20 protein-coding genes are annotated in these 26,026 nt (G+C 66.0%); 10 read left to right on the top strand and 10 right to left on the bottom strand.

Features of this window, described 5'->3' with window-relative positions; translation table 11 throughout:
• Nucleotides 1-128: 128 nt before the first annotated feature.
• A complete protein-coding gene (locus AC3FLX_RS07775) occupies nucleotides 129-308 on the top strand; it encodes a hypothetical protein (RefSeq protein WP_488695329.1) in 180 nt (59 codons plus the stop codon).
• A gap of 66 nt (nucleotides 309-374) precedes the next feature.
• Entirely contained in the window at nucleotides 375-2,525 is a 2,151-nt protein-coding gene (locus tag AC3FLX_RS07770; protein WP_488695327.1) for a phosphocholine-specific phospholipase C, read from the top strand.
• Between the two features lie 116 nt (nucleotides 2,526-2,641).
• On the opposite strand, the gene AC3FLX_RS07765 is transcribed toward AC3FLX_RS07770, so the two are convergent.
• Nucleotides 2,642-3,898, bottom strand: a complete 1,257-nt coding sequence (locus AC3FLX_RS07765) for a glutamate carboxypeptidase (RefSeq protein WP_488695325.1) — start codon at nucleotides 3,896-3,898, stop codon at nucleotides 2,642-2,644.
• A gap of 186 nt (nucleotides 3,899-4,084) precedes the next feature.
• Between AC3FLX_RS07765 and AC3FLX_RS07760 the strand changes: the two genes are divergently transcribed.
• From AC3FLX_RS07760 to AC3FLX_RS07750, 3 genes are read left to right on the top strand one after another with little or no spacing between them, the layout of a single operon-like run.
• Nucleotides 4,085-4,999, top strand: a complete 915-nt coding sequence (locus AC3FLX_RS07760) for a LysR substrate-binding domain-containing protein (protein ID WP_488695323.1) — start codon at nucleotides 4,085-4,087, stop codon at nucleotides 4,997-4,999.
• A gap of 23 nt (nucleotides 5,000-5,022) precedes the next feature.
• The gene (locus tag AC3FLX_RS07755; RefSeq protein WP_488695321.1) at nucleotides 5,023-6,054 is read left to right on the top strand and encodes a M14 family zinc carboxypeptidase; all 1,032 of its coding nucleotides are present in this window, start codon (nucleotides 5,023-5,025) and stop codon (nucleotides 6,052-6,054) included.
• On the top strand, nucleotides 6,051-6,800 hold the full coding sequence (locus tag AC3FLX_RS07750; protein WP_488695320.1) for an alpha/beta fold hydrolase: 750 nt from the start codon (nucleotides 6,051-6,053) through the stop codon (nucleotides 6,798-6,800). Before AC3FLX_RS07755 ends, AC3FLX_RS07750 begins: the two co-directional genes overlap by 4 nt.
• A gap of 61 nt (nucleotides 6,801-6,861) precedes the next feature.
• Here the strand turns inward: AC3FLX_RS07750 and AC3FLX_RS07745 are convergent, their stop codons facing one another.
• Together AC3FLX_RS07745 and AC3FLX_RS07740 are read right to left on the bottom strand one after the other, a co-directional pair.
• The gene (locus tag AC3FLX_RS07745) at nucleotides 6,862-7,476 is read right to left on the bottom strand and encodes a TetR/AcrR family transcriptional regulator (protein ID WP_488695318.1); all 615 of its coding nucleotides are present in this window, start codon (nucleotides 7,474-7,476) and stop codon (nucleotides 6,862-6,864) included.
• A 271-nt stretch (nucleotides 7,477-7,747) separates the two neighbouring features.
• Nucleotides 7,748-8,353: a copper resistance protein CopQ gene (locus tag AC3FLX_RS07740; protein WP_488695317.1), complete on the bottom strand. Its 606-nt coding sequence runs from the start codon at nucleotides 8,351-8,353 to the stop codon at nucleotides 7,748-7,750.
• 468 nt (nucleotides 8,354-8,821) lie between these two features.
• Between AC3FLX_RS07740 and AC3FLX_RS07735 the strand changes: the two genes are divergently transcribed.
• A complete protein-coding gene (locus AC3FLX_RS07735; protein WP_488695316.1) occupies nucleotides 8,822-9,694 on the top strand; it encodes an alpha/beta hydrolase in 873 nt (290 codons plus the stop codon).
• Nucleotides 9,695-9,708: 14 nt separating this feature from the next.
• Here the strand turns inward: AC3FLX_RS07735 and AC3FLX_RS07730 are convergent, their stop codons facing one another.
• From AC3FLX_RS07730 to AC3FLX_RS07705, 6 genes are all read right to left on the bottom strand, one after another.
• On the bottom strand, nucleotides 9,709-10,782 hold the full coding sequence (locus tag AC3FLX_RS07730; protein ID WP_488695610.1) for a methyl-accepting chemotaxis protein: 1,074 nt from the start codon (nucleotides 10,780-10,782) through the stop codon (nucleotides 9,709-9,711).
• A gap of 97 nt (nucleotides 10,783-10,879) precedes the next feature.
• Nucleotides 10,880-11,452, bottom strand: a complete 573-nt coding sequence (locus tag AC3FLX_RS07725) for a vWA domain-containing protein (RefSeq protein ID WP_488695315.1) — start codon at nucleotides 11,450-11,452, stop codon at nucleotides 10,880-10,882.
• A gap of 107 nt (nucleotides 11,453-11,559) precedes the next feature.
• Nucleotides 11,560-12,573, bottom strand: coding sequence for a magnesium chelatase ATPase subunit I (locus AC3FLX_RS07720; protein WP_488695314.1), 1,014 nt, complete (start codon nucleotides 12,571-12,573; stop codon nucleotides 11,560-11,562).
• Nucleotides 12,570-16,352: a cobaltochelatase subunit CobN gene (gene cobN, locus AC3FLX_RS07715; RefSeq protein ID WP_488695313.1), complete on the bottom strand. Its 3,783-nt coding sequence runs from the start codon at nucleotides 16,350-16,352 to the stop codon at nucleotides 12,570-12,572. The genes AC3FLX_RS07720 and cobN overlap by 4 nt, the downstream gene beginning before the upstream one ends.
• Nucleotides 16,353-16,356: 4 nt before the next feature.
• Nucleotides 16,357-17,421, bottom strand: a complete 1,065-nt coding sequence (gene cobW / locus AC3FLX_RS07710) for a cobalamin biosynthesis protein CobW (RefSeq protein ID WP_488695311.1) — start codon at nucleotides 17,419-17,421, stop codon at nucleotides 16,357-16,359.
• A 148-nt stretch (nucleotides 17,422-17,569) separates the two neighbouring features.
• The gene (locus AC3FLX_RS07705) at nucleotides 17,570-21,490 is read right to left on the bottom strand and encodes a cobaltochelatase subunit CobN (RefSeq protein WP_488695309.1); all 3,921 of its coding nucleotides are present in this window, start codon (nucleotides 21,488-21,490) and stop codon (nucleotides 17,570-17,572) included.
• Between the two features lie 554 nt (nucleotides 21,491-22,044).
• Here AC3FLX_RS07705 and AC3FLX_RS07700 point away from each other — a divergent pair.
• The 3 genes from AC3FLX_RS07700 to AC3FLX_RS07690 all read left to right on the top strand — a co-directional run bounded on the left by AC3FLX_RS07700 (nucleotide 22,045) and on the right by AC3FLX_RS07690 (nucleotide 23,536).
• Nucleotides 22,045-22,344 carry a hypothetical protein gene (locus AC3FLX_RS07700; protein ID WP_488695307.1) on the top strand — a complete coding sequence of 100 codons (300 nt, stop codon included), beginning with the start codon at nucleotides 22,045-22,047 and terminating at the stop codon, nucleotides 22,342-22,344.
• A 90-nt stretch (nucleotides 22,345-22,434) separates the two neighbouring features.
• Nucleotides 22,435-23,106 (top strand): alpha/beta hydrolase, encoded by a 672-nt coding sequence (locus AC3FLX_RS07695; RefSeq protein ID WP_488695306.1) that lies wholly within the window; start codon nucleotides 22,435-22,437, stop codon nucleotides 23,104-23,106.
• A 58-nt stretch (nucleotides 23,107-23,164) separates the two neighbouring features.
• Complete coding sequence (locus AC3FLX_RS07690; RefSeq protein ID WP_488695304.1) at nucleotides 23,165-23,536, top strand: hypothetical protein; 372 nt, start codon at nucleotides 23,165-23,167, stop codon at nucleotides 23,534-23,536.
• Between the two features lie 88 nt (nucleotides 23,537-23,624).
• Here AC3FLX_RS07690 and mdtD read toward each other — a convergent pair whose 3' ends face one another.
• Nucleotides 23,625-25,028, bottom strand: a complete 1,404-nt coding sequence (gene mdtD / locus AC3FLX_RS07685) for a multidrug transporter subunit MdtD (RefSeq protein WP_488695302.1) — start codon at nucleotides 25,026-25,028, stop codon at nucleotides 23,625-23,627.
• Between the two features lie 133 nt (nucleotides 25,029-25,161).
• Between mdtD and AC3FLX_RS07680 the strand changes: the two genes are divergently transcribed.
• On the top strand, nucleotides 25,162-26,019 hold the full coding sequence (locus AC3FLX_RS07680) for a LysR family transcriptional regulator (protein WP_488695300.1): 858 nt from the start codon (nucleotides 25,162-25,164) through the stop codon (nucleotides 26,017-26,019).
• Nucleotides 26,020-26,026: the final 7 nt, after the last annotated feature.

Raw genomic sequence — 26,026 nt, 5'->3', positions numbered from 1 at the left:
GCAATGTCCATACATGGAGCACAAAAAACCTGAATGGCGGTATCGGAAATCTTGCCTTGTATGTCACCGGGGTGACCTGCCGGATGCTTACGCTGCGGTCCGTTCCTCCCTGCACGAGACAACAGACCATGACCGAAGCCATCCGAAACCTTGCCCGGCGCTGCAGCCTGGGCATGCTGGCCGCCCTGCTGCTAAGCGCGGCGCTGACCGCCTGTGGCGGGGACAGCGACAACGGCAGTCCTCCGACCAATGGCACCCCAAGCACCGGTGCTCCCGAAGTCAAACCGCAAATGAAGTGCGCGCCCTGATTGTCGCGCCACGATCCATCGCCAATCCGCAGACCCGCGCATCCGACAATTCAGGGCACTCCGACAATGACATCCAGCAGCCGACGTAACTTCCTCAAGATGGCAGGTGGCAGCGCAGCCGCCACCGCCGCCCTTGCCGCCTTTCCGCCCGCCATCCGCCGCGCCCTGGCCATTCCGGCCAATAACGCCACCAAGTCCATCCGCGACGTGGAATACGTCGTGGTGCTGATGCAGGAAAACCGCTCGTTCGATAACTACTTCGGCACGATGAACGGCGTGCGTGGTTTTGGCGACCGCATCACGATTCCGTTGCCCGGCGGCCGCAACGTATTCGAGCAGACCTACGCCAGCGGCAACACGAACCGCATCGTGCTGCCCTATCACCTCGACCAGACCGCCGGCAACGCGCAGCGTGTAAGCGGCACCCCGCACAGCCAGCCCGATGCACAGGCCGCGTACGACCTGGGCCGCATGAGCGCCTGGCCTACGTCGAAGAAGACGCAATCGATGGGGTATTACACCGAGCAGGAGCTGGGCTTCCAGTTTGCGCTGGCCAACGCCTTCACGCTCTGCGACGCCTATCACTGCAGCTTCCACGGCGGCACCAACACCAATCGCCTGTTCCACTGGACCGGTACCAACGATCCGTTCGGCACGCATGGTGGTCCGGTCATCGACAACAGCGGCGATTCACTCGATGCCACGGGTATCAACTACACGTGGACCACGTATCCCGAACGGCTGCAGGCAGCCGGCGTGACCTGGAAGCTCTACCAGAACATGCCGGACAACTTCACCGACAATCCGCTCGCCGGCTTCCAGCAGTACCGCGCAGCCAACGCCGCGCGGGGCAATGCGATCGACGGCTCGCCGTACCCGGCCTACACGCCGGCCGATGACGCGACCAACCCGCTGTTCAAGGGCATCGCCAACACCATGCCCGATGGTGGCTTCCTGCAGGCGCTGCGCGACGACATCGCGGCTGGCACGCTGCCCCAGGTGTCGTGGATCGTGGCACCGGCCACGTACTCGGAGCACCCCGGACCGTCCAGCCCCGTGCAAGGCGCGTGGTACACGCAGCAGGTACTGGACGCGCTGACCGCCAACCCCGATATCTGGAGCCGTACGGTCCTGCTGATCAACTTCGACGAGAACGACGGCTTCTTCGACCACGTGCCCCCGCCGTGCGCGCCGGCACTCGATGCCAAGGGCGAACCGATCGGCCATACATCCACGTCGCTGGACCCGAAGACCGAGTACTACAGCGTGGACAAAACGCCGTTCGGCCCTGGCCCGCGCGTGCCGATGTACGTGGTATCGCCCTGGAGCCGTGGCGGCTGGGTGAACTCGCAGGTATTCGACCATACGTCGGTGCTACGCTTCCTTGAGCAACGCTTCGGCGTGGCGGAAACCAATATCAGCGCTTACCGCCGCGCCGTCATGGGCGACCTGACCTCGGCGTTCGACTTCGTCAACCCGAACGGCAACGCTGCCCTGGGTGTCACGCCGCTGACCAAGACCGGCGCGGACGCCGACCGCGCCGCGCAGGATGCCAAGGCACAGATCCCTGCGCCAAGCATCGCGGCCCAGTCCATGCCGAAGCAGAAGGCCGGCACGCGGCCGTCACGCGCGCTGCCGTACACGCTGCATACGAGCGGACTGGAAAATCCGGCTACCAACACGTTCTCGCTGCTCTTCAAGAATGACGGTAAGCAGGCCGCGGTGTTCCACGTCTACGATCGCCTGCAACTGGGCGATGTGCCGCGCCGCTATGCAATCGACGCGGGCGATTTCCATGAAGCCAAGATCGACGTCAGCAAGAACGGTGGCCGTTACGACTTCTGGGTGATGGGACCGAACGGCTTCCTCCGTTCGTTCGTGGGCGACATCGGCGCGCAAAAGGCCGCCGGCGGCGGCGCCGCACCCGAGATCCGCGTCTGCTACGACGAGGCGAATGCCCAGGTCTGGCTCACGCTGATCAACCGTGGCACGGCCGCATGCACGTTCACGGTCAAGCCGAACGCCTACCGCAAGGACGGCCCCTGGACGTTCGAATTGCCCGCGGGCAAGGAGCTGGACCAGCATTGGCCGGTAGGTTCGCAAGCCAACTGGTACGACTTCACGGTGACCACGCAGCAAGGCGGTTTCATCCGCCGCTTTGCGGGCCGGCTGGAGAATGGCACCCACACGACATCGGACCCGGCGATGGGTGGCTGAAGTTTCGGTTGATCCGGTAATTGCGGTGGATGCCGTTGCCCCTCTCCCACGGACGGGAGAGGGGCAACAACCGGCAGACGAGTGAAAACCTCGTCCTCCTGGCAAGCGGTCTTGCGCTACCGCCCCAGGCTCAGGTCCATGATCAATCTTGTTTCCAGGTACAGGCGACGCGGAATCGCGTCGATCAGGATGTACTCGTCGGCGTTCGTGTGATAACCGAAGCCTGGCAGCCCCATGCCTTCCAGCACCGGCTTGCCCGACAACGCCGCGTATGCGGCATCGCTGCCGCCTCCGGTGCGCTCGCTGGCGATCCCTATCTTGCCGCCCACCTCCCGGTATATGGCCTGTCCTTTGGCCGCCAGCACCTTGCCATCGTCAGTCGCATTGAAGGCCGGACGCCCGCGCTTCATGTCGACGACAATTTCCGCCGCCGGCAGGCGCTTGCGCTGCGCGCGCTCATTGAGCATCGAGACGATCGCGTCGTAGTCGTCGTTGCGGCCATACCGCATGTCGGCGGTCAACGTGGCACTGGCGGGAATCGCGTTCGATGCCGATCCCGCGGAAGCGAGCGTCCAGTTGAAGCGAATTTCGCGGCCCTTGTCGTCGATATCCTGCGTGCGCAGGATCAGGTCGGCGGCTTCGGTCAGCGCGTTCACGCCAAGCTCCGGTGCCACCCCCGCATGCGACGCCACGCCTCGGATGCTGACTTCCGCGTGGGCGATGCCCGAAGTCGCCAGGCCAAAGCTCTCATTGGTGGCAAGCGCGGGCTCGTGCGACAGCACGTAGTCATGCGCGGCGGACAAGCGCTGGATCAAGTCACGCGAGCCAAACGACCCGGTTTCCTCGTCCGTATTGAACAGCACGGTCAGCGTGCCATATTCCCTGAAACCGCGCGCCTGCAGTATCGCCAGCGCGTTCAGGATCACCGCGATGCCGCTCTTGCCGTCGGCGATGCCCGGCCCGTAGGCCCGGTTACCGTCGATCCGGAATGGCGCCTTGGCCAGAAAGCCGCGTGGGTACACGGTATCCATATGGGCCATCAGCAAGATCCTTGCGCCGCCGGTGCCCCGGAATGTACCTACGATGTTTTCGCCCACACCTCCCGCATCGGCCGGATGCCGTGCCACGGCGGCGCCGAGATCGCCAAGCCGCACCGCAAGAAGATCGCCCAGGGCCTTCATGCCCACGGCATCGCCGGGGCCGGTTTCGATGTTGACGAGCGCTTCCAGCGTGGAAAGCGTTGCGCCCTGCTGCCCCTTCGACGCGGTATCGAGCGCGCTGTCGTAGGTGGGGATAGAGGCGACGCCGTCGGAACAGCCTGAACACATCATCGCGGCGGTGATGGCAGCCGCGATCAGTAACTTCCTGTGCATCGTGTTGACTCCTGAGTGTGAACCCCCTCGGCACCGGCGCTGTTGTATGAACCGCTTTCGCGCCGTGAGGCGGCATTATTGCCAGCCGCCCCCTGAAGTGGCTTGACCCTGCGCACGGATTCGTCACGCTGTCATATTTCCGTCTTATAGTCCGCCTCTATCGCGTTTTGTCTTTCGGAAATTTCCATGCTTGGCGACCTGCTGACGACGTTCTACGAGGTAGCACGACAGGGCAGCATCACGACGGCCGCGCGCCAGCTGCGCGTGAGCCAGCCCACGGTCACCGGTCGCATCCGGCAGCTTGAGGAACTCTATGGCGTGGAGTTGTTTCATCGCCGTGCCAGCCGGGTGGACCTGAGCGATGTCGGCGTGGCGCTGATGCCGCTGGCCGAGCAGATCATGCAGCAGGAGAGCAACGCCGACTTTCTGCTGCGCAACGCGGGCAACCTGCGCTTTGGCAATCTTCGGATCGGCGCGACCGGCCCCTACTACATCCTGCGCAGCGTGGCGGTTTTCCGGCAGCGCTATCCGGCCATCGAGATCAGCATCGAGATCGGCAACTCGAAGCAGATGATCGAGGCACTTTACGAATACCGCATCGACGCCGCCGTCTCGTCGCACGCGCTCGACGACGACCGCCTGCACCGCGTCACGCTGGCCGCGGACCCGATGGTGCTGGTGGTGCATCCGGTGCATCCGCTGGCGCGCCGCCCCCGGGTAGAGGTCTCGGAGCTGGCGGCCTGCCACCTGCTGGTGCGCGAGCAGGGGTCGATGACGCGCGAGGCCACCGAGGCGTCGCTGCTGGCGGCGGGTGCGGGCATGCCATCGCATACGGTCATCGGCAGCCGCGAGGCCATCTGCGAAGCGATTCGCCACAATCTCGGCGCGAGCGTGATGCCCGTCGGCGAGGTGCCGCGCGATCCGGCGCTGGTGGTGGTGCCATTTGCCAGCCAGGCGCCGGTCATCCACGAATACCTGTACTGCCTGAACGGCCGTCGCCATACGCGGCTGGTGGGCGCCCTGCTCGAATGTCTGGAGGCGTCCGCCGAATCCGCCGCGCAGCGTTGTGAGGCGCCGCCGCCAGCGCCTATATTGAACTGACCCGCCCCCAAAATCCTCCGTCGATGACCGGTCCGGTCCCTCTCAGCTTTCCCGAATACGATCAGTTGCTGACGCTGCTGGAGCTGGGAGCACCGTGGTTCGAGACCCGCACTGCGTGCGATGTGACCGTGCTCGACCGCAGGTTTTCGGTCCCCGTCGCCACGCTTGGCACGCACTCGCCCGACGCGCCGGCCATCGGCATATTCGGCGGCATCCACGGACTCGAACGCATTGGCACGCAACTCGTGCTCGACTACATGCGGTCGCTGCTATGCCGGCTCAGCTGGGACGAGCTGCTTCACCGGCAGCTCGAAACCGTGCGGCTGGTATTCATGCCGATCGTCAATCCGGGCGGCATGTTCATCGCCACGCGCGCGAACCCGAATGGCGTGGACCTGATGCGCAATGCCCCGCAGAATGCCGATGCCAGGGTACCGTTCCTGGCGGGCGGCCAGCGCATCGGCAAATGGCTGCCCTGGTACCGGGGCCGCGCGGGGTCGCCGATGGAAGCCGAAAGCATGGCGCTGCTGCGCGTGGTGGAATCCGAACTGCTGCCGCGGCCGTTGAGCTTTGCCGTGGATTGTCATTCTGGCTACGGCTGGCGCGATAGCATCTGGTTTCCGTACGCGCGCACGCACACGCCGATGCAGCACCTGCCAGAGATGTACCTGCTCAAAACCATGTTCGAACAGGCTCACCCCCATCACGGTTATGCGTTCGAACCGCAAAGCCACCAATACCTGCTGCATGGCGACCTGTGGGATTTCGCCTATGACCGCACGCCGCCGGCCTGCCTGTTCCTGCCGATGACGCTCGAACTCGGCTCCTGGATGTGGATCAAGAAGAATCCGCGCCAGATTTTTTCGCGCGCGGGCATCTTCAATCCCATCAAGGCGCACCGCACCGCGCGCGTGTTGCGCCGGCACGTAAGCCTGTTCGATTTCCTGGGCCGCGTGGCCGTGGCGCCGGAGCGTTGGCTGCCACAGGGCACGCACCGGCAGCTTCTGCTCGACCAGGCGCGCGCGCACTGGCAGAACGGCAAGGCCGCACCATGAGTGGATGGATCTTCCTGCGGGGTCTGACGCGGGAGTCGCGCCACTGGGACGGCCTGCCCGAGCGATGGGTCGCCCACGGCCTGCCGCCGCCGTTGATGATCGACCTGCCGGGGAACGGTACCGCGTGCCATCAGCCGGTGCCCGCCAGCGTGCGCGGCATGACCGATGCAGTGCGCGCCGCCGCGCTCGCGGCAAACCGGGGCGGGCCGTGGCGGGTCCTGGCGATGTCGCTCGGGGCGATGGTCGTCACCGACTGGGCCCAGACCTGGCCCGATGAAATTGCCGGCCTGGTGTTGATCAATACGAGCATGCGGCCGTTCAGCCATGCGACGGAGCGGTTACTCCCGCGCAACTGGGCCGCCATCGCCGGAATGGCCCATCATTGGCACGATCGCGCACGCTGCGAGCGCACGATCCACCGGCTGACCTGCGAGCGGCTGGATACCCGTGACGCCGATCTGGCACGCTGGGTGGAAATCGGCCAGAGCGCACCGGTGTCCCGCGAAGCGGCATGGCGGCAGTTGATGGCCGCCGCCCGCTTCCGCGCCCAGCGCCCGGCACCCGCCTGCCCCACGCTGATCGTATCGTCCGATGCCGACCGGCTGGTCAATCCTTCCTGCTCCGCGCGCCTGGCGCTTGCCTGGAATACGGCGCACGCACGCCACCCCTGGGCTGGCCACGACCTGCCCCATGACGACCCGCAATGGCTGTGCGAAACCGTGGGCGCCTCCACGGCTTGCCAATAAAAAACCGCCCGGTGGCGTCCTGCCACCGGGCGGTTTTTCCTGCGTCTTGCCAATTCGTCTCTTACAGCGATCCGCAGGTAACCTGGGACTCAAGCAGCGCCTTTGCCCGCTGGTTGCACAGCGCGCCGAGCAGCGTTTCGGCCGCCGACTCCAGACGCTCCTGCGTGCCGAACAGCCGCGCCGCGATCAGCCCGCTCTGCAGCGAACCGTAGATCACCTGCGCCAGCATCGCCGGCGGCACCGGATACGGCGTTTCACGTTCTTTCTGGCCGCGTTCCAGCAGCTTGGTCAACCACGATTCGTTGATGTGGTAGAACTCCTTGAGCACTGGGTGCACGGACTCTGGCAGGCTCAGGATTTCCGTGGACAGCATGCCGGCCAGGCAGATTTGCCCCGAACCGCAAGTCTGGCGCAACGGCTCCAGGTACTGGCGGGCCTGCTCCAGCACGGGCAGGTCCGAATTGATGCCAGCCAACCGCTCGGAAATGCGCCGGCTGTACTCCTTCACCGCTTCCAGGACCAGGTCGTCCTTGGACGGAAAGTAATAGTGGATGCTGGACGTCTTCACGCCCACCAGCTCGGCCAGATCGCGATAGCTGAAGCCGTTGACGCCGCGGCTGCGGATCAGGACCAGCGTATGTTCGAGCAGTTGCTCGCGGACGGGTTGGGTTTTCATGGCTGGAACTTTATCTACACGAAGATAGATACTCAACCGGGATTTTCCCGGAGTCAACCTGCTGTCGGCTCAGGCCAAAGCCTGCACCACCACTGTGATGGCTGCACCACTGGCGGCACAGAGTGCCAGCCATCCGCCCAGCAGCAGGGCATCGTGTCCAATCGTTTTCATGGTAGTTCGCCCGTGAAAAAGCAGGCGGACACCCTTGTGGGGTGCCGCCTGCTTCGCAGTGATCGCCAGGTAATGGCGATTCATTCAGTTGCCGCCCGGTTCAGACCAGGGCGCCGTCGGTGTACACGTCAGTCGAACGGGCACCGTCGAAGTACGGGTTGCGCGGACCGTTGCCACGGGCGCCGTCCAGGTACGGATCGACCTTGCGGGCCGGGCTGGCCGATACACCCTTGGTATCCAGGCCGGCGACAAACCGGGCACCGTCCAGGTACGGATCGGCGGTGCGGGCACCATCGGTGTAACCATCGCGATTGCTGATGCGGGCGCCATCGGTGTATGCATCGCGGTTACCGATGCTGGCTACCAGGCCGTCGCGGTTGCTCACGCGGGCACCGTCGGTAAAGGCGTCGCGGTTGCCGATGCGCGCACCGTCGGTGTAGGCATCGCGGTTACCGATGCTGGCCACCAGGCCGTCGCGGTTGGTCACACGGGCACCGTCGGTAAAGGCGTCGCGGTTGCCGATGCGGGCGCCGTCGGTGAAGGCATCGCGGTTACCGATGCGGGCACCGTCGGTGAAGGCGCTGCGTTGATCATTGACGCGGTACGTATAGCCGTAGGCTTCACCGCGCGGTTGTGCTGCCTGGGCTGCACCGGTTACGAAAGCGGCTGCGAGGGCGGCGGCGGTCAGGATGGTCTTGGCGTTCATGATGCTCTCCTTGCTAAGGCCAGGCGATCTCGGTTCGGTGGTCGATCGCGGGGCGATGGGTCTGTGCTGCAATTTCAGCGGCCTTCTTTTTGGTCCTGTCTTGCATCTTGCTATCTACTGCTAGATAGAGGACCAGGGCTAAAAAAAAGACCGCCTCCGGGTACTGAAACTGCTGTGTTATCTGGACCGTTTCCGCCTGGCCGTTTCGCTCTGCTTTGCCGATCCGGCCGGTGCGTCGCTGTCCATGACCCGAATACTATCTACCTGTAGATAGATAATCAAGAACAGAATTGCGATCTTGGTCAAAAACTTTTCTATCAGGCCGATAGAAGACTTCAATTTCGCTGATATGTGATTGATTTTTATAGATTCTTGTAAGCCGAAACATCGCCCCGACGCCAGATCGGCCTTCCCATCCGCCTCGCAAGTGCTACGGTTATCACACACCCGCCCTGATGCCGACGCTTCATGCCCATCCCGACCGGACGCATTGCTCCTCTCAAATTCCGGCGCTGGTTTGTCGGCGCTCTGGGCCTGGCAAGCCTGGCTGTGGTGGCCGGCGTCGGCCGGCTGCTGCTATATAGAGCGATCGAGCGCGAGGCGTTCGTACCGGGCCAGGGTGGCACGCTCAAGCCAGACGATCTTGGCGTCACCTCCCGGCAATTCATGTTCGAAAGCGGCACTCGCACCCTGCACGCATCCTGGGTGGCGGCCGCCAATCCGGCGGGGCCGGCACTGGCCGTCTTTCACGGCGACGAGGAATGTCTGGCCGACTGGGCACCCGTCCAGGTGCTGCTGCACGCGGCCGGCATCAGTTCGTTCGTGTTCGACTACAGCGGCTATGGCACCAGCTCCGGCACTCCCACCGTGAGCCATCTGCGTGAAGATGCGCTGGCCGCTTTTGCGCAGTTCCGCGCGGCCGCCCCGCAGGCGGCCCGTCACTTCGTGATGGGGTATTCACTGGGCAGCGGCGTGCTGCTCGATGTGCTGGCCGACCTGCGGCCACTGCCGGATGGCCTGGTGATTGGTGCGGGATTCTGTTCGGCGCGCTCCGCCGCCGTGGCTACCGGCCTGGTGCCGGGGTGGTTGGCGTGGGCGCTGCCAAATCCGTGGGACAACATTGCGCGACTGCGCGCGCTGAAGCTGCCGGTCATGCTCGTGCACAGCCGGCGCGACGAGACCATCCCCTTCCGGCACGCCGAGCATCTGGCCCGCGCCACGCAGGGTCCAAGCCGGCTGGTGGTGTTCGAAAACCTGCCGCATAACGCAGCCATCGAAACACCCTTCATGAAAACGTTCTGGGCGCCGGTGATTGCCTGGCTGCAGGGCGGCCGGTTATAGCCGCCCGCGCCCGATTACAGCTTGAATTCGCCCACCACCTTCTGCAGCGCCTGGGCCTGATCGGCCAGCGCGGACGATGCCGCCGCGGCCTGCTCCACCAGTGCGGCGTTTTGCTGCGTCACATCGTCCATCTGCGTCACGGCGACGTTCACCTGCTCGATGCCTTCGCTCTGGTGTTCCGATGCCACGGCGATTTCGCCCAGGATCTGCGTCACACGACGCACCGCCTGCACGATTTCCTCCATCGTCTGGCCAGCCTGCCCGACCAGCGCCGATCCGCTTTCCACCTGCCGCGCGGAATCACTGATCAGCACATTGATTTCCTTTGCGGCCGCCGCGCTGCGCTGCGCCAGCGTGCGCACCTCGCCCGCCACCACCGCAAAGCCGCGCCCCTGCTCGCCCGCGCGGGCTGCCTCCACGGCCGCGTTCAGCGCCAGGATATTGGTCTGGAAGGCGATGCCTTCGATCACGGCGATGATGTCGGTCACCTTGCGCGAGCTGGCGCTGATGGCGTCCATCGTCTGCACCACGTCGCTGACGATCGTGCCGCCACGTTCGGCAATGCCCGATGCCGATGCCGCCAGGCCGTTCGCCGTGCGGGCGCGCTCGGTGTTCTGCTTCACCATCGATGTCAGCTCGCCCATGCTCGACGCCGTTTCCTCCAGCGTGGCGGCCTGTTCTTCGGTCCGCTGCGACAGGTCCGTATTACCCACGGCGATCTGCTGCGACGCCGACGAGATCGAATCGCTGGCCGCCTTGATGCGCGTCACCAGCTCGGTGAGCATGTCTTCCATTTCGCCCAGCCCGCCCAGCAGGCGGCCGAAGTCGCCACCGCGTTCGGTTTCGAAATCCTTGCTCAGGTCGCCCGCCGCCACGGTCTCGGCGATGAATTCCGCCTCCTTGAGCGGTTCTTCGATCGCGTGTGTGAGCCGGAACCAGCAGACCACGCTGAATACCACCACGACGATTCCCAGCGTCCAGAGCCAGCTGCGCGTGCTGCTGTCGGCAACCTGGCCCTGCGCCAGCACCAGGATGGCTGCCACCAGCAGCAGATTTACGCCAAATGCCGCGCCCAACCGGGTGCGCATACTCAAGTTGTCCCAGGCCATGATCCGTTCCGCTCCTCGTTTCCGCCCCGCGTTCTCCGGGGCTATCGATGGGCTAACGGTCGATGGCCTGCAAACTTTAGCGCTGGATCATCAGCGACCCGGCCGTGCGATATTCGGCCTCCCAGGCCTGCGCCAACTGACGGCAGCGGCCCACCGGCAGCGCATGGCGCTCCACGTCGACAACCACGATGTGATCGGCCCAGGCCGGCCGCGCCGGTGATTCGGCGCTCCGGCCGTCGGTCAGCAGCCAGAGCCAGCGCTGCTGCGCCGGCCGCCGCCGGGCCTGGGTGGCCAGCAGCTGGTCAGCGCGTGCCGCGCCCAGCGCCAGTGGCGTGCCGCCACCCCCTGCGATCGGCCGGATCCAGTCGTCATTCCATGAACGCGCCCGGCGCGGCGCGAGCCGTACCTCGGCGTGCCGCGCCGCAAAGCAGATCAGCGCCACGTCCGCGCGCGCCTGATAGGCCCGCTCGACCAGGCGCGCCAGCACGCCCTTGGCCAGCGCCAGTTGCTCGCCACGGACCATCGATCCAGAACAATCGAGCACAAAGCAGTGCAGCACGCCGGCGCGCGCATCGGCATGCCGGAACCGCAGATGACTGGCATCGAGCGACGCACCGCGCCCGGCCGCCAACGTGCGCGGCCAATGCACGCGGGTACCGGGCTTGCCGGCTTGCGCCGACTGCCTGGGTGCCAGGGGTCGGGGTGCTTGCCACCGATGGCCGCCGTGCCGGTCCTGCGCAGACGGCCGCCGGTGGCTCAGGCTTTTTTTGGCGGGAGCTTCCCGAAGGGCTTCAACGGCTTGACTTCGGCAATGCCAGCCGCTTGCGGAGGAGGCAACGCTCCCCAGGGATCGTTGGGTTGCGTCGGCTGCGATGCGGGTGAAGGTGCGTCGTCTGCCTGCGCTGGCGAGTCCGCGTGACGGCGATGATGCAGCACGAGTTCGGCCACGGCATCGACATGGCCGGTATCGATCGCCGCCGCATCCTGCCACGCAGCCAGTGCCCGCGCGGCACGAAGCATGACCAGGTCCGCCCGCACGCCATCGACGGCGGCCTCAAGGCACAACGCGCTAACGCGGTCGTGCACGGCGTCGCCAAAAACCAGCGCGCCAAGCGCCGCGCGTGCACGTGCGACCTGGCTGGCCAGCGCAGCCTGCTGCGGCGCCACCGCCGCGCGGAACGCTTCGGGATCGGCGTCGAATGCCAGACGCGCACGCACGATGGCCTGCCGGGCGGCCGGGTCTTCATAGTTCGACAGGGCCAGCGCCAGACCGAATCGGTCCAGCAATTGCGGCCGCAACTCGCCCTCTTCCGGATTCATCGTGCCAACCAGAACGAAACGGGCCGGATGCTGATGCGAGACGCCATCGCGCTCCACCACATTGACACCGCTCGCTGCCACGTCGAGCAACTGGTCGACCAGCGGATCGGGCAACAGATTGACCTCGTCGACGTACAGCACGCCGTCGTGCGCCCGCGCCAGCAGGCCGGGCTGAAACCGTACCTCGCCCTGTTGCAGCACGTGCCCCAGGTCCAGCGTGCCGGTCAGTTGCTCCTCGCTGGCGCCAAGCGGCAGTGTCACGAATTGCCCATGCGGCAGCAGTTCGGCCAAAGCGCGAGCCGCCGTGGACTTGGCCGTGCCACGCGGGCCAGTCACCAGCACGCCGCCGATGCCTGGGTCCACTGCCGCCAGCAACAGCGCCTGCTGTAGCGATTCCTGCCCCACCAGGGCACTGAACGGAAAAATCGGGCGCATGGCCATACTCGTCATTGCATCCCTTCCAGATGCTGCTCGTTGTCGAGCAAGAGGTGTTCGATCCGGTCTTTCTGGTCGCCGGGCGCTTGCCAGAGGCCGCGCTCCATCGCTTCCAGCAGCCGCTCGCAGATACCCTGCAGCGCGCGCGGGTTGTGCCGCGCCAGAAATTCGCGCGTGGCCGGGTCATGCAGATAGGCATCGGCCACCAGCGCGTACTGGTGATCGCCCACCACGCGCGTGGTGGCATCGTAGCCGAACAGGTAGTCCACGGTCGCGGCCATCTCGAATGCGCCCTTGTAGCCGTGCCGCTTCACGCCATCGATCCACTTTGGATTGATCACGCGCGAGCGGATCACGCGCGAAATCTCTTCCTGCAGCGTACGTACGCGCGGTGCCGCGGGGTTGGCATGGTCGCCATGATAGATCGCGGGCTGCGCGCCACCCAGGTGGCGCACGGCCGCCACCATGCCGCCCTGGAACTGGTAGTAGTCGTTCGCGTCGAGGATGTCGTGCTCGCGGTTGTCCTGGTTCTGAACCACCGCGTCGATGCCGGCCAACCGCGTTGCGAATGTGTCGTGCGCCTCCACGCCATCGGTGCGCTGGCCATAGGCATACCCGCCCGCGTGCAAATAGGCGTGCGCCAGATCCGCGTCGGCCTGCCAGCGCCGCCCGTCGATCAGCGCCTGCAACCCCGTGCCGTAGTCGCCCGGACGCGCGCCGAACACGCGCCAGCTGGCACGCTCCCGCGCCGCATCGGCATCCATGCCCTGGGCCTCCAGAGCGCGTTGCTCGGCCAGCACGCGGGCACGGACCGGATTGACATCGTCCGGCTCGTCGAGGGCCGCCACCGCACGCACGGCGGCATCGAACAGCGCCACCAGATTGGCGAAGGCATCGCGGAAGAAGCCCGAAATGCGCAGCGTGACGTCCACGCGCGGACGGTCGAACACCGTCATCGGCAGGATCTCGAAGTCGACCACGCGATGGCTGCCATGCGCCCATTTTGGCCGCACGCCAAGCAGTGCCAGCGCCTGCGCGATATCATCGCCGCCGGTGCGCATGGTCGCCGTGCCCCACACCGATAAACCCACGGCGCGCGGATACTCGCCGTGCTCCTGCACATGGCGCTCGATCAACTGGTTTGCCGCGCGCAACCCGAGCGTCCACGCCGTCCGCGTGGGCACGGCGCGTGTGTCGACCGAATAGAAGTTGCGTCCGGTGGGCAGCACATCGGGCCGCCCACGAGATGGCGCGCCGCTCGGTCCAGCCGGCACGAAGCGGCCAGCCAGCCCGCGTTCGAGCTGACGAAGCTCCTGCTCGCCGCAGGCATCCAGGCGCGGTGCAATCTGCTCACGCAGGCGCGCAAGCACGGCGCCCGAATGCGGGCCGATGGCAACGCCCTCATCGAGCATCCGGAGCGCCAGCATTTCCAGCCGCTCGCGCGTATCGCCGTGGTGACGCCACGGCGCGGTGTCGATGCCGGCCAGCGCGTCGGGGCGCGGGCCGGTCCACGGGGCGGCCCAGTCGGCGTCGAGCGGATCGAAGCCATCGCCGAGCGACAGGTCCGCCGCCAGCGCGGTCAGCAGGCCGGCCTGGCCGTCAAGGCCGTCGCCGACCGGAAAACGGCCGAGCGCCGCCAACGTATCGCGCCGCTGGCGGCCCTGCGGCGAAGTGCCAAACACGTGCAGGCCATCCCGTATCTGCGACTCCTTCAGCTCGCAGAGCCAGGCGTCGGTGCGGTTGAGCAGCGCGTCTTCATCCGCGCCGCTGGCCGGTGCCTCGATGCCAAGCTCGCGGTGCAACTGCTGGCCGACGATCGATTTCAGAATGTCCTTGCGCAGCAGCTTCGCGCGGCGCGGGTCCACGGTCAGTGCCTCGTAGTATTCGTCAACCTGCCGTTCCAGATCCTGCAGCGGCCCGTAGTTCTCGGCGCGCGTGAGCGGCGGCATCAGATGGTCGATGATCACGGCCTGCGCGCGCCGCTTGGCCTGCGCCCCTTCGCCGGGATCGTTGACGATGAACGGATAGAGATGCGGCAACGGCCCCAGGATCGCATCGGGCCAGCAATCCGCCGACAGTGCCACGCTCTTGCCCGGCAGCCATTCAAGGTTGCCGTGCTTGCCCACGTGCACCACAGCATCGATCCCGAACACATGGCGCAGCCAGAAATAGAACGCCAGGTAGCCATGCGGCGGCACCAGCTCGGCGTCGTGATAGCTCGCGTAGTCGTCCACGCCATACGCGCGCGCCGGCTGTATGCCGACGAAGACGTTACCCGTACGCACACCGGCAATCATGAAGCGGCCGTCGCGGACCATCGGATCGTCTTCTGGACTGCCCCACCGCGCCGCGATGGCATCCTGCCCCGCCTGCGGCAACCGCGCCAGCCATGCCTTGTAGTCGGCCATCGCCAGGCTCTGCAGCGCGGGACGCCACGCATGCTGTTCGAGATCGTTGGTGACGCCGCGCGTCAGCCCCTGCATCAACGCATCGCCATCGGCAGGAAGCGGTCCGACGCCATACCCCGCATCGCGCAGCATGGCCAGGATTCGCACGACCGACTCCGGCGTGTCGAGGCCGACACCGTTACCGATGCGTCCTTCGCTGGCCGGATAGTTGGCCAGCACCAGTGCCAGCCGCTTGCTGGCCGCCGGCAGCATGCGCAATCGGCACCAACGCCGGGCAAGTTCCGCCACAAAGCGAACGCGCTCCACATCCGGCCGGTAACGCACCACATCGACTTCGGTATGGGGACAGCGGTATGCCAGCCCTTTGAAGCTGATGGCGCGCGTGATGATCCGGCCGTCGACTTCGGGCATCGCCACATGCATGGCCACGTCGCGCGTGCCCAGCCCCTGGCTGTCGGCCAGCCAGTCCTCGCGATTGCCCCCGCTCAGGATCACCTGCAGGACCGGCGCATCGTTGGCAAGCGGTGCGCTGGCTTCGCCCTCGCTGTCGAGCGAGGCCGCCGAGAACGCCGTGGTATTGAGCACCAGGGACACGTCGTGGTCGTCGCACAGCCGCTGCAGCACCTCGCGGCAGATCGGCTCCTTGAGCGAGCTGACCGCCAGCGGCAGCGGACACAGCCCTGCGTCGAGCAGCGCGTCGGTCACCGCATCGAAGACTTCGGTATTGCCGGCCTGCAGGTGCGAGCGGTAGAACAGCAGCGCCACGACGGGCGCGCCATCGAGTCCTCGCGCGGCCCACACGCGCTGCCAGTCCTGCACTGTCGCCACCCCATGATCACGATGGTAGAGCGCAGCCTGCGGCAGCACCTGGGCGGGCAGCACCGGCGTTGCGTGGTCGAATGCATGGTGTCCCAGGCAGCGGAAAAACTGTTCGGCGTTGCCCGCGCCACCCTCGCGCAGGTAGCGCCACAGTTGATGCGAAAGTTCGGGCGGGGCGTTGCCATGCCGTGCCAGGTTGGCATCCTCGGCCAGGTCGCCGGAGAACATCACCAGCAACTGCCCGCGTGCGCGTGCCAGTTCGGGCAGGCGTTCCAGCCCGTAGGCCCAATCGCTGGCACCGCCAAGATGATCCACCACCACCACGCGCGCATGTTGCAGCACTTCGTCGATATAGAGATCGAGCGATGCGGGCTGGCGCAGGTACATCTGGTTGGCCAGTCGCACGGACGGATAACCGGAACCGAGCCTCGGTACGGCGGCGGCCAGCAGCGACAGCGTGGTGTCGGCCGCGCTCAGGATGACGATGTCACCCGGTGTCTGCTCGATGCGCAGTACGACGGCGTCGTCTTCGACAAAGCCGCCGGGCCGGGTGGACAGCAGGTGCATCGCGTCAGCGGCCTAGCGCCGCATCCAGCGCCGCCTGCAGCGCGGCACCGTCGAGGTCCTGGCCAATCAGCACCACGCGCGTGCCCTGCGGCTCGCCAGCACGCCATGCGCGATCGAAATAGCTGTCGAAGCGCTGGCCCACGCCATGCAGCACCAGGCGCATGGCCTTGCCGGGCAACGTGGCAAACCCTTTCACGCGATAGATCGTGTGGCTGGCCACGAGTTTCTGCAGCGCGGCGACCAGCGCGTCGCGGTCGACAGCACCTGCCTGCACCACCACCGAGTCGAACTCGTCGTGATGATGGTCTGCATGGTCAGGATCATCGGCACTGCCGTGATGATCGGAACGCAGGTGGATCGTCTCTTCCGATGCACGCCGCAGGCCCAGCAGCATGCTCACGTCGAGCTTGCCAGCCTGCGCGGGTACGATCTTGACCTCGGCGGGAATCTCGGGGCGCACCAGCGCCTCCACGCTGGCGATCTGCGCCGCGTCCATCAAATCGGTCTTGTTCAGGATCACCAGGTCCGCGCTGGCCAGCTGGTCTTCGAACAGTTCGTGCAGCGGCGATTCGTGATCGAGATTCGGATCGGCACGGCGCTGGGCGTCGACCGCCACCGGGTTGGCCGCGAACTGGCCCGCCGCGGCGGCGGGACCGTCGACAACGGTCACCACCGAATCCACCGTGAACGCATTGCGGATGCTGGGCCAATGGAAAGCCTGCACCAGCGGCTTGGGCAACGCCAGCCCCGACGTTTCGATCAGCACATGGTCGATCTGGCCGCGACGCTCCAGCAGTTGCTCCATGACCGGGAAGAACTCTTCCTGCACCGTGCAGCAAAGGCAGCCATTGGCCAGCTCGTAAAGCTGGCCCGTCGGCTCGCCCGATTCGTCGCAACCGATGCCGCAGCCCTTCAGGATTTCGCCATCGATGCCCAGCTCGCCGAACTCGTTGACGATCACCGCAATGCGGCGGCCGTTGGCGTTGTCGAGGATGTGACGCAGCAAGGTGGTCTTGCCGCTACCGAGGAAGCCCGTGACGATGGTGGCCGGGATTTTGGACGCTTGCATGCGAAGTTCGGGCGGGATTTGCAAAGGCGATCAGGATACGGACATACGTGGGGGCTGTCTATTTGGCTGTGGGCGAAGCAAACCCGCGACAATCGAAAATCGCAATGGGGTCCCCCCCGCCTGCGGGAAACGGCGAGTCAGGCAGCCATCACCGCCTTGCCCTGCGCCACCCCGCATAGGCACCGGCGCCAATCGTCAGCGCCGCCAGCATGAGCGCGAGCACCAGGTGCCGGGAGCGATCGGCTGCGGCGGACGTCAACGGTACGGATTGTGGCGCCAGCCGCTGTCCGGTCACGTGTTCGGCGCCGGTCTGCGGCACTGGCCCGGCGACTTGCGGCGCGACGGGCACCGGCGCTGCCTCCCGATCGGGCCTTGCGGCGCCCACTTCCTTCACGTCTTGCACTGCCACCGCCGGCCGCACCACCGCGTTGGCCAGTGCCCGCCCCAGCGCCTTCATGTCGATGTGCGCGTCCTTGCCCTGGCGGGCAATATGCGCCATCAGCACCGGATTGCCGCAGGTATTGGCCGTGCACGACAGCCCGTCGCGCTGCACGCTCGCCGCGTACTGGCGCAGCAGTTCGCGGCGCTCCGCATCGGTGAAGCGGTAACTGCCCTGCCGGTCTACCTCCAGCAAGCGCGCCACGATGCCCTGTTGCGCGTGCGGATTGGCGGAGCGGAAGAACGCGTCCATGCCCATGCCGAGCTTGTCGGCCACGTACACGTCGTAAGTGCGCTGCCAGAATTCCCCCGGCATCTGCTCGGGCACCGTGGCCTGGAAGCCGTAGAGGTGCTCCACCTCCTTGTACATCTCGCGTGCGCCCGCATAGCCCGAGCGCTGCATCGCCGCAATCCACTTCGGGTTCCACTGCCGCACATTGAGCTCAGTGGCCAGCCACGTGCGCGCGTCCACGGTCTGCGTTTCCCCCGCGCGGCGCAGGTTGTGCAGCCATAGCGGCGGCGCCGTGCCGCTGACCGCGCGCGTGGCTGCGGCAAGCCCGCCCGCGTACTGGTAGGTATCGTCGTTGTCCAGCGCCCCGTAGAGCGTGCTGGCGCGCGAGAACAGCACGACCTGGTTCGACTTCAGATGGCTTGCCAATGCACCCGGCGCGGAATCGCCCCAGCCATCGGCCGAGTACGCGAAATTCATGTAGCGCAGGTACTGGCGCGCCAGTGCATCGGGCGGCCCCTGGGCGTCCCGGCTCTGCTCGACCATCTGCTGCACCCCAATCGCATAGTTGCCGGGCCTGGCCGCAAACACACGCGCCCGAGCCAGTCTGGCGGCCTGGACAGGGTCCACGCCCTGCCGGCTCAACTCTGCGGCGACATCCCGATCATGGCGGCTAATTGCATTTTCTCCGGCAGCGGCGGCCAGGCGCGCGGCCTTGTCCAGCAAAGCGATCTTGTCGCCAAAGCCATCGCGATAAATGCCCGACGTGGTCAGCAGCACGTTGACGCGGGGCCGCCCCAGATCGGCGTCGGGAATCAGCCTTACGTCCTCCACGTTGCCACGTGCATTCCACACCGGCTCCACGCCCATCAGATACAGCGCCTCGGCCTCCATCGCGCCCTGATGCCGTTCCGTTTCGCCATACCAGAGCACCATCGAGACCGACTCCGGCCAGTTGCCATTTGCCTGCCGAAAGCGCTCCAGCGTCTGGGCGGCCATCTTCTTGCCCAGTTCCCAGGCCGCCTGCGTCGGAATGCGGGCGCCATCGAATGCATGCAGGTTGCGGCCCGTTGGCAAGCTATCGGGCACGCGCACGGGATCTCCCAATGGCCCGCTCGGCAGGTATCGGCCGGCCAGCACGGTGACCAGTCCATCCAGTTCGGCCTGGGGGGACGCGCGCAGGTCCGCCAGCCACTGCCGGCCGGTGGTCAGCGCGCGGCGCTCCGCATCGTTGGCGGCGGCCGGTTCGCGTCCGGCCACCAGATCCGCGGCCCACGCGTGCAATCTTGCGGTGTCGGCCTTGACCTGCGCGCCCAGCATCATGGCCAGCGCATCGGCCTGATCGGCATCGGGCGGCAACTGCCCCAGCGTGTGGATGCCCAGCGGCATCGGTTCGGCCTCCACCTTGTGCAGGAAAGCGTGCACGACTGGCTCGATGGTGTCCCACGGCGCGTTGGCGTCCAGGCCCAGTTGCCGGTCGAGCTTCAGTGCGCGGATCTGTTCCAGCGCCTGCTTGCGGTATTGCGCCGAGAGTTCGGGCGCGCTGTCGTGCGTGGCCTCGGCCTGTTCGATCGCTTGGTCCAGCGATGCAAGCACCGGCGGCTGCCCCGCCGTGGCCAGCAGCGGCGCAAGATGGCTCACCAGCACGGCGGCGCTGCGCCGTTTGGCCTGGATGGCCTCGCCACCGCCATCCTGGATATAGACGTAGGCATTCGGCAGATCGCCGAGCAGCACTTCCGATGCATCGTCGCCGGACTGCCCCACCTGCTTGCCCGGCAGCCATTCGAGCGTGCCGTGGCGGCCCACATGCACGACGGCATCGGCGCCGAAAGCATGGCGGTACCAGAAGTAGGCGGCCAGATAGGAATGCGGAGGCGGCGTGATGGTGTCATGCGAGACATCCATCGCCCTGGCAAACGTCGAGCGCAGAGGCTGCGGGCCGATGAAGACGTTGCCGAAGCGCAGTCCCGGCAACACGAAGGCCGGTTCACCGCGCGCGTCGCGCACCAGCATCAGCGGATTGCGTTCGGGCGGCCCCCAGGCACGCAATACCGATTGCCGGAATGGCGCGGGCAAGGCATCGAACCAGCGCAGGTATTGCGCCATCGGCACGAGCGTGACGTGTCCCGCGCGGACCATCGTGTCGAGTTCGCCCGGCGACCATGTCTCGACGTTGCGGCCATTGGCCTCCAGCATCGCCGTCAACGTGGCGGTGTCGGGCAGGTCGTTGCCGGTGTCGTATCCGGCCGTCCGCAGGCGCTGCAGAATCTGCGTCAACGAAGGCAGCGTGGCCAGGTAGCTCGCGCCGATGTTGCCGCGCCCCGGCGGATTGTTGTAGTAGAGCACCGCGACATGCTTGCGCGCGGCGGGCTTGTCCTGCAGCGCGATCCATTTCCGCACGCGCGCGACGATCGCTTCCACACGTTCCGGCACCGCGGTACTCGCCTTGGCGCCATCGCGATCTTCCTGCGTGGCGAATAGCATCGGCTCGGTGGCACCGCTACGCTCGGGCGCGGTGAGCAGCAGCGGCAGGCGCTCGCCAGCAATGCCGCGCACATCGGCGCGCCACGTCGCCGCCGCATCGCGCGTGGCAATCAGGTTGATGGTGTGCAAGCCGTGGCGTGCCAGCCAGTCCTTGTCCTCGGCGCGCGGAATCGTCAGGTTCAGCGCCAGCAACGCGCGCAACGGCGTAACGCCGTCCTGCGTCAGCAAGGCATCCAGTCCGGAAATCGGCCAGCCGAACACGGGTACGGCGCCGATGCCCTGGCGCTCCAGCGCATCGATCAGCGCATCGACATGGGCCAGGTCCCGCTGGCGATAGTTCGTGGCATAAAACGAAATGCCGACCAGCGGCGCATCGCCGCGCAACCTGCCATTGCTTCGATACCAGCGCAGGTAGTCGCCCAGTGATGCAAACGGCTGTGGCGCGCGCGGATGGTAGATACCGGCGGCCGGCGCGGGCCGCACCGGTGGCACGGTGATCGTCGCCACGCCCGCGGCGCGCTGGCGTGCCGCCACGACGAAGGCAAGCAACCCCGCCAGATTGTCGGCGCCGCCGGCGTCCCAATACTGCTGCGCGCCGGCATTCAGCGCGGCATCCATCCGGATCTGCCATGCCGATTCCGCCGTCTCGGCCGGTGCGGCCAGCACCAGTGCGCCGCGCGCGTGCGCCTGCCTGACGCCCGGCGCCATCTGCCGCAACACCGCTGCGGGAACGAACCACGCTTCGACGACATCGGCACGCGCCAGCATGGCGGCGTCCGGTGCCTGGCTTGTGAAAGTGAACTCGGCGATATCGGCACCATGCGCGGCACGGAACGCCGCCGCAGCAGCCGGTAGCAGATGCGTCTGCGATGACACCACCAGCACGCGCGTCGGGGCCGCCCATGCAAGGGCTGGCACGATCAGGCAAACGCATGCGAAATACAGGAGCAGACGCCTGCCAACGGCTGGAATCGCGGCGAGAAGTACGGACACGTCGGGAGTGGACTGGAAGCGGGGCGAAATGGCGTGAAAAGGGACGCCGGCGCAGCATTCTACCCGCCTGTCCGAGACCGCCACGGCTGCCGGTGTCATCGCCGGGGACTCTCCCCCGGTTGCACCGTTGCCGGATGCCGACGCATGTGGTTTTTTTACCGACGGCAGATTTTTGCCATGCGAAATTCCCCTGACGCCGAGAACGTTTTCAAAACGGCAGCTTTCGCCACAATCGGCAAGTCCGCATCACATGGTGATGTAAAAAAGACAAAGCCGGGACCCGCTTGCTGGCGAATCCCGGCTGATGGGCGGTAAATCTACCGCACCACCTGGGTGACGGCAATCATTCTTGTGGGGGATCCCACATCGGCGATGGTGACCCATCGTGTACCTTGCGCCGGATCGTCTATATTTGACGGCATGGCGCGCACAACCGAAATGACTCACCAGCCGTAAGACAGCCCCGGGAGGTAACTGCCATGCGTTCGCTTGCAAACTTGTTCAGTCCGCCGACGCCAGAGAAAATCGCCGAGAAGGAACTGCAAGATATGAGGCTGACGCTTTTCCAGGCAGAACGTCGCCTGCTTGAAGCGCAGATGCAAGTCGAGTACTACCGCAACATGATCGCCTTCCTCGAAGAGGTAGGCGCCACCGGTGTCGAAGGCGTGGCCGACCGGCGTTTTGTAGCGCCGAAGCCCGAAACGCCTGTGCTGCAATCGACCCCCTCTCGCAGCACGCCGGGGCTGTCGACCATTCCGATCGTCCCCTCGGCAGCCTGACCCAGAACCATAGCGTGACACCAGCAACCCGCATGGGCGCGCAAGCGCCTGTGCGATACTGGCCGCTTTCCGGCATCCACTGGAGCGGCCATGAGCCTGTTGCCCGCCATTGAAATCGAAACCGCGCCCAATCCGACCCATGCCGTGATCTGGATGCATGGGCTGGGCGCGGACGGCAGCGACTTCGTCCCCGTGGTACCCGAGCTGGGCCTGCCCGACGACATCGCGATCCGCTTCATCTTCCCGCATGCTCCGGCCATCCCCGTCACCTGCAACGGCGGCTACGTCATGCCGGCCTGGTACGACATCTATTCGCTGGACGAAGCGGGCCGCAAAGCCGACGTGGCGGGCATCGAGCAATCACGCGCGGCCATCCGCGCGCTGATCGCCCGTGAGAATGACCGGGGCGTGCCGACCGAGCGGATCGTTCTGGCCGGGTTTTCGCAGGGCGGCGCCATTGCCTACACCACCGCCCTGACCCATCCGCAAACGCTCGCCGGCGTCATCGCACTGTCTACCTATATCCCCTCCACCGAGCTGATCGAGGCCGAGGCGGCCACCGCCAACGCGGCCACGCCGGTCTTTGCCGCGCACGGCACGGCGGATGAAGTGGTGCCGCTGGCACTGGGCACCCGCGCGCGCGACTTCCTCACTGCGCGCGGCCAGCCGGTTACCTGGCAGGCGTACGCCAACATGCCGCACTCGGTATGCCTGGAAGAGATCGCCGACATCGGTTCGTGGCTGCGGGCGCGGTTCGGCTGAGCGCCGGTATCGTGGATTGCGCTACCATGACGCGCCTCGCCATTCCGCACGATTGCCCATGATTCCCGCATCGCCCCTGCCCCGCATCGACTTCAACACGCGCAAGGCGCTGATGTTCGCGCTGACCGCCGAACGGTTGTCCGCCTACTACGAACACGGCAAATGGATCACCGATGCGCAGGGCGCCACGCTGGCTGGCAGCTGGCTTTCGCGCTCCAAGCTGCAACTCGCGCTGTCCGAACGCCGTCTGTTGTCGGAACTGAGCGACCAACTGGCGCGGGAGCTGGCCGAGACCCTGTCCCGCGAGGCCGGCCTCTATGCGTCCCACGAAATGATGGAAGCGCTCGACCCCAACTACCAATCGGCCTTTGCGCACGACATGCTCGACGAATGCGAGCGCAGGTTGCGGGAAAACGGGGTGACGGAATAATCTCCGCGGCTGGTTGCTGGCTTTTGTCCCGGCTTCGCTAAGAAGCCTGAGGCTTCCGTAGCTCGCCCCCACCGCACCCCCACGTCGCCTATACAGTCGCCCTTTTTACGCTCTTGGGATTCAGCTGCTCCGCGTCTAGCCGGCGGAAGACCAGCGCCGACAGCAGCGTGATGATGCCCACCGTCAGGAACGCCAGGCGGTAGGCAGGCGCGGCGGCACCGAGCTTCACCGAGAACAGACTGACCAGGCCGCCACCGATGGTCACGCCCAGGCCGATCGCCAGCATCTGCACCATCGAGAACAGGCTGTTGCCGCTGCCCGCGTCCTCACGGGTCAAACCCTTCAGCGTCACGCTGTTCATCGCCGCGAACTGCATCGAATTGGCCGCACCGAAGGTCGCAAGCTGCACGATCGACAATGCCAGCGGCCAACCGGGCGACATCGCGGAAAACGATGCGATCGATGCCCCGACGATCACCGTATTGACCAGCAGAAACGTGTCGTAGCCGAAGCGGTTCACCAGCGGCACGATCCAGCGCTTGGACACCGTGCCCGCGATGGCCACCGGCAACAGCATCATTCCCGAGTGCAGTGGCGAATATCCCAGTTGCAGCTGGAACAGCAGCGGCAGCAGAAACGGCACCGCACCCGATCCGATGCGGCAGACCAGGTTGCCGATCAGGCCGACACTGAAGTTTGGCTCACGAAACAGCGCCAGACGGAACAGCGGCGTGGCGTGGCGGCGCGCATGGGGAATGTAGAGCAGCGCGCTGCCAATGCTGATGGCGGCCAGCAAGGCGCTCCACGGACTATGCGCGCCGTTTTCCAGCGCCAGCGAGAACGTGACCATGCACAGGGAAAGCAGGCCGCAGCCAATCCAGTCGAACGGCGGCGCCACGCCCGCTTCTCCCGCTGGCAGGTAGCGGCGCACCGCGAACAGGCCGATCATGCCCACCGGCACGTTGATCAGAAAGATCCAGTGCCACGACGCACTCTGCACCAGCCAGCCGCCCAGGACCGGGCCAAAGATCGGACCAACCTGTCCGGCAATCGAGACAAAGGCCAGCGCGGCGATGTACTGCTCTCCCGGAATATTGCGCAACACGGCCAACCGGCCGATCGGCAGCAGCATCGACCCGCCCACGCCCTGCAGCACCCGTGCAATCACGAGCTGCGTGAGCGTATGGGCCGTGGCGCAGAACACCGATCCAAGCACGAAGATCAGGATGGCGCAGAAATAGACGCGGCGCGTGCCGAACTTGTCGGCCAGCCAGCCCGATGCCGGTGTCAGCATCGCCATCGTGAGCGTATAGGCCACGACTACCGGTTTGAGGTCGAGTGGTTTCTCGCCCAGGCTGTGAGCCATCGATGGCAGGGCGGTATTGACGATCGTGGTGTCCAGCGTCTGCATGAAAAAGCCGGCGAAGACGATCCACAGCATGGCCTTCTGGGAGAAGGCCTGGTTGGCGGCGGGGGCGGAGGCGGTGTGCATTACTGTGATTCCAGGGGCGGTGTCCATCAGGGATACCGCGAACATCTGGCGTTCATGGTACGCACCCCGCACCCCATCGGGAACCCCTCTGGATTTATTGACTGTCATCGAAAAATCCGATGACAATGCCCCGATGCTCAATCCCGTATGGATCCAGACCTTCGCCACCGTGGCCACCGCACGCAGTTTCACTGACGCGGGGCGCCAGCTTGGCCTGTCGCAATCGTCGGTCAGCGACCATATCCGGCGGCTCGAACAAAGCGTCAACCGGCGGCTGTTCGTGCGCGATACCCACTCACTGTCGCTGACGCCCGATGGCGAGGCGCTGCTGGTGCACGCGCGCCTGATCCTGGAATCGCTGACCCGCGCCGAGCAGCAGTTCAGCGCACCACGGCTACAGGGCCGCGTCCGGCTGGGGACTTCCGAAGACCTGGCGCAGGGTCCGCTGCCGAATGTGCTTGCCGCGTTCCGCGCCACTCACCCGGACGTGGAACTCGAGATCACAATCGGCATGACGAGCAAGCTCTACGAATGGATCGAAGCCGGCACGCTCGATCTGATCGTCGGCAAGCGGCGGGAAGGCGAGCGGCGCGGCGTGCCGCTGTTTCGAGGGCAGCTCGAATGGCTGGCCCGGCCCGGCACGGTGGTCGATGTCGGTCAGCCGCTGCCGCTGATACTCGTCAACGAACCCAGCGTGACCCGCTCGGTGGTACTGGACACGCTGGCCACGGCTGGCTGGCGCTGGCGCGTGGTCTGCACCAGCAGCAGCCATTCGGGCTGCATCGCTGCCGCGCGCGGCGGCCTTGGCATCACAGTACGGGCTCAGAATCTGACGGGCGGCGGTCTGGTCCCGCCGATCAACGTGGACACCCTGCCCGCGCTGCCCGATGTGGAATTCATCACGCTGGCCGCGCGGCGGCTCTCCAAACCCGCCGAGACCCTGCTACAGCTAATCCGCAAGAGCGACCTGCGCGCAACCCGCGTGGACTGACGCGACG

The sequence above is a fragment of the Cupriavidus sp. 291-E7 genome (assembly GCF_057798835.1).
Note: the sequence above shows the minus strand (reverse complement) of the source record. Positions and strands in the feature narration are given on the sequence as shown.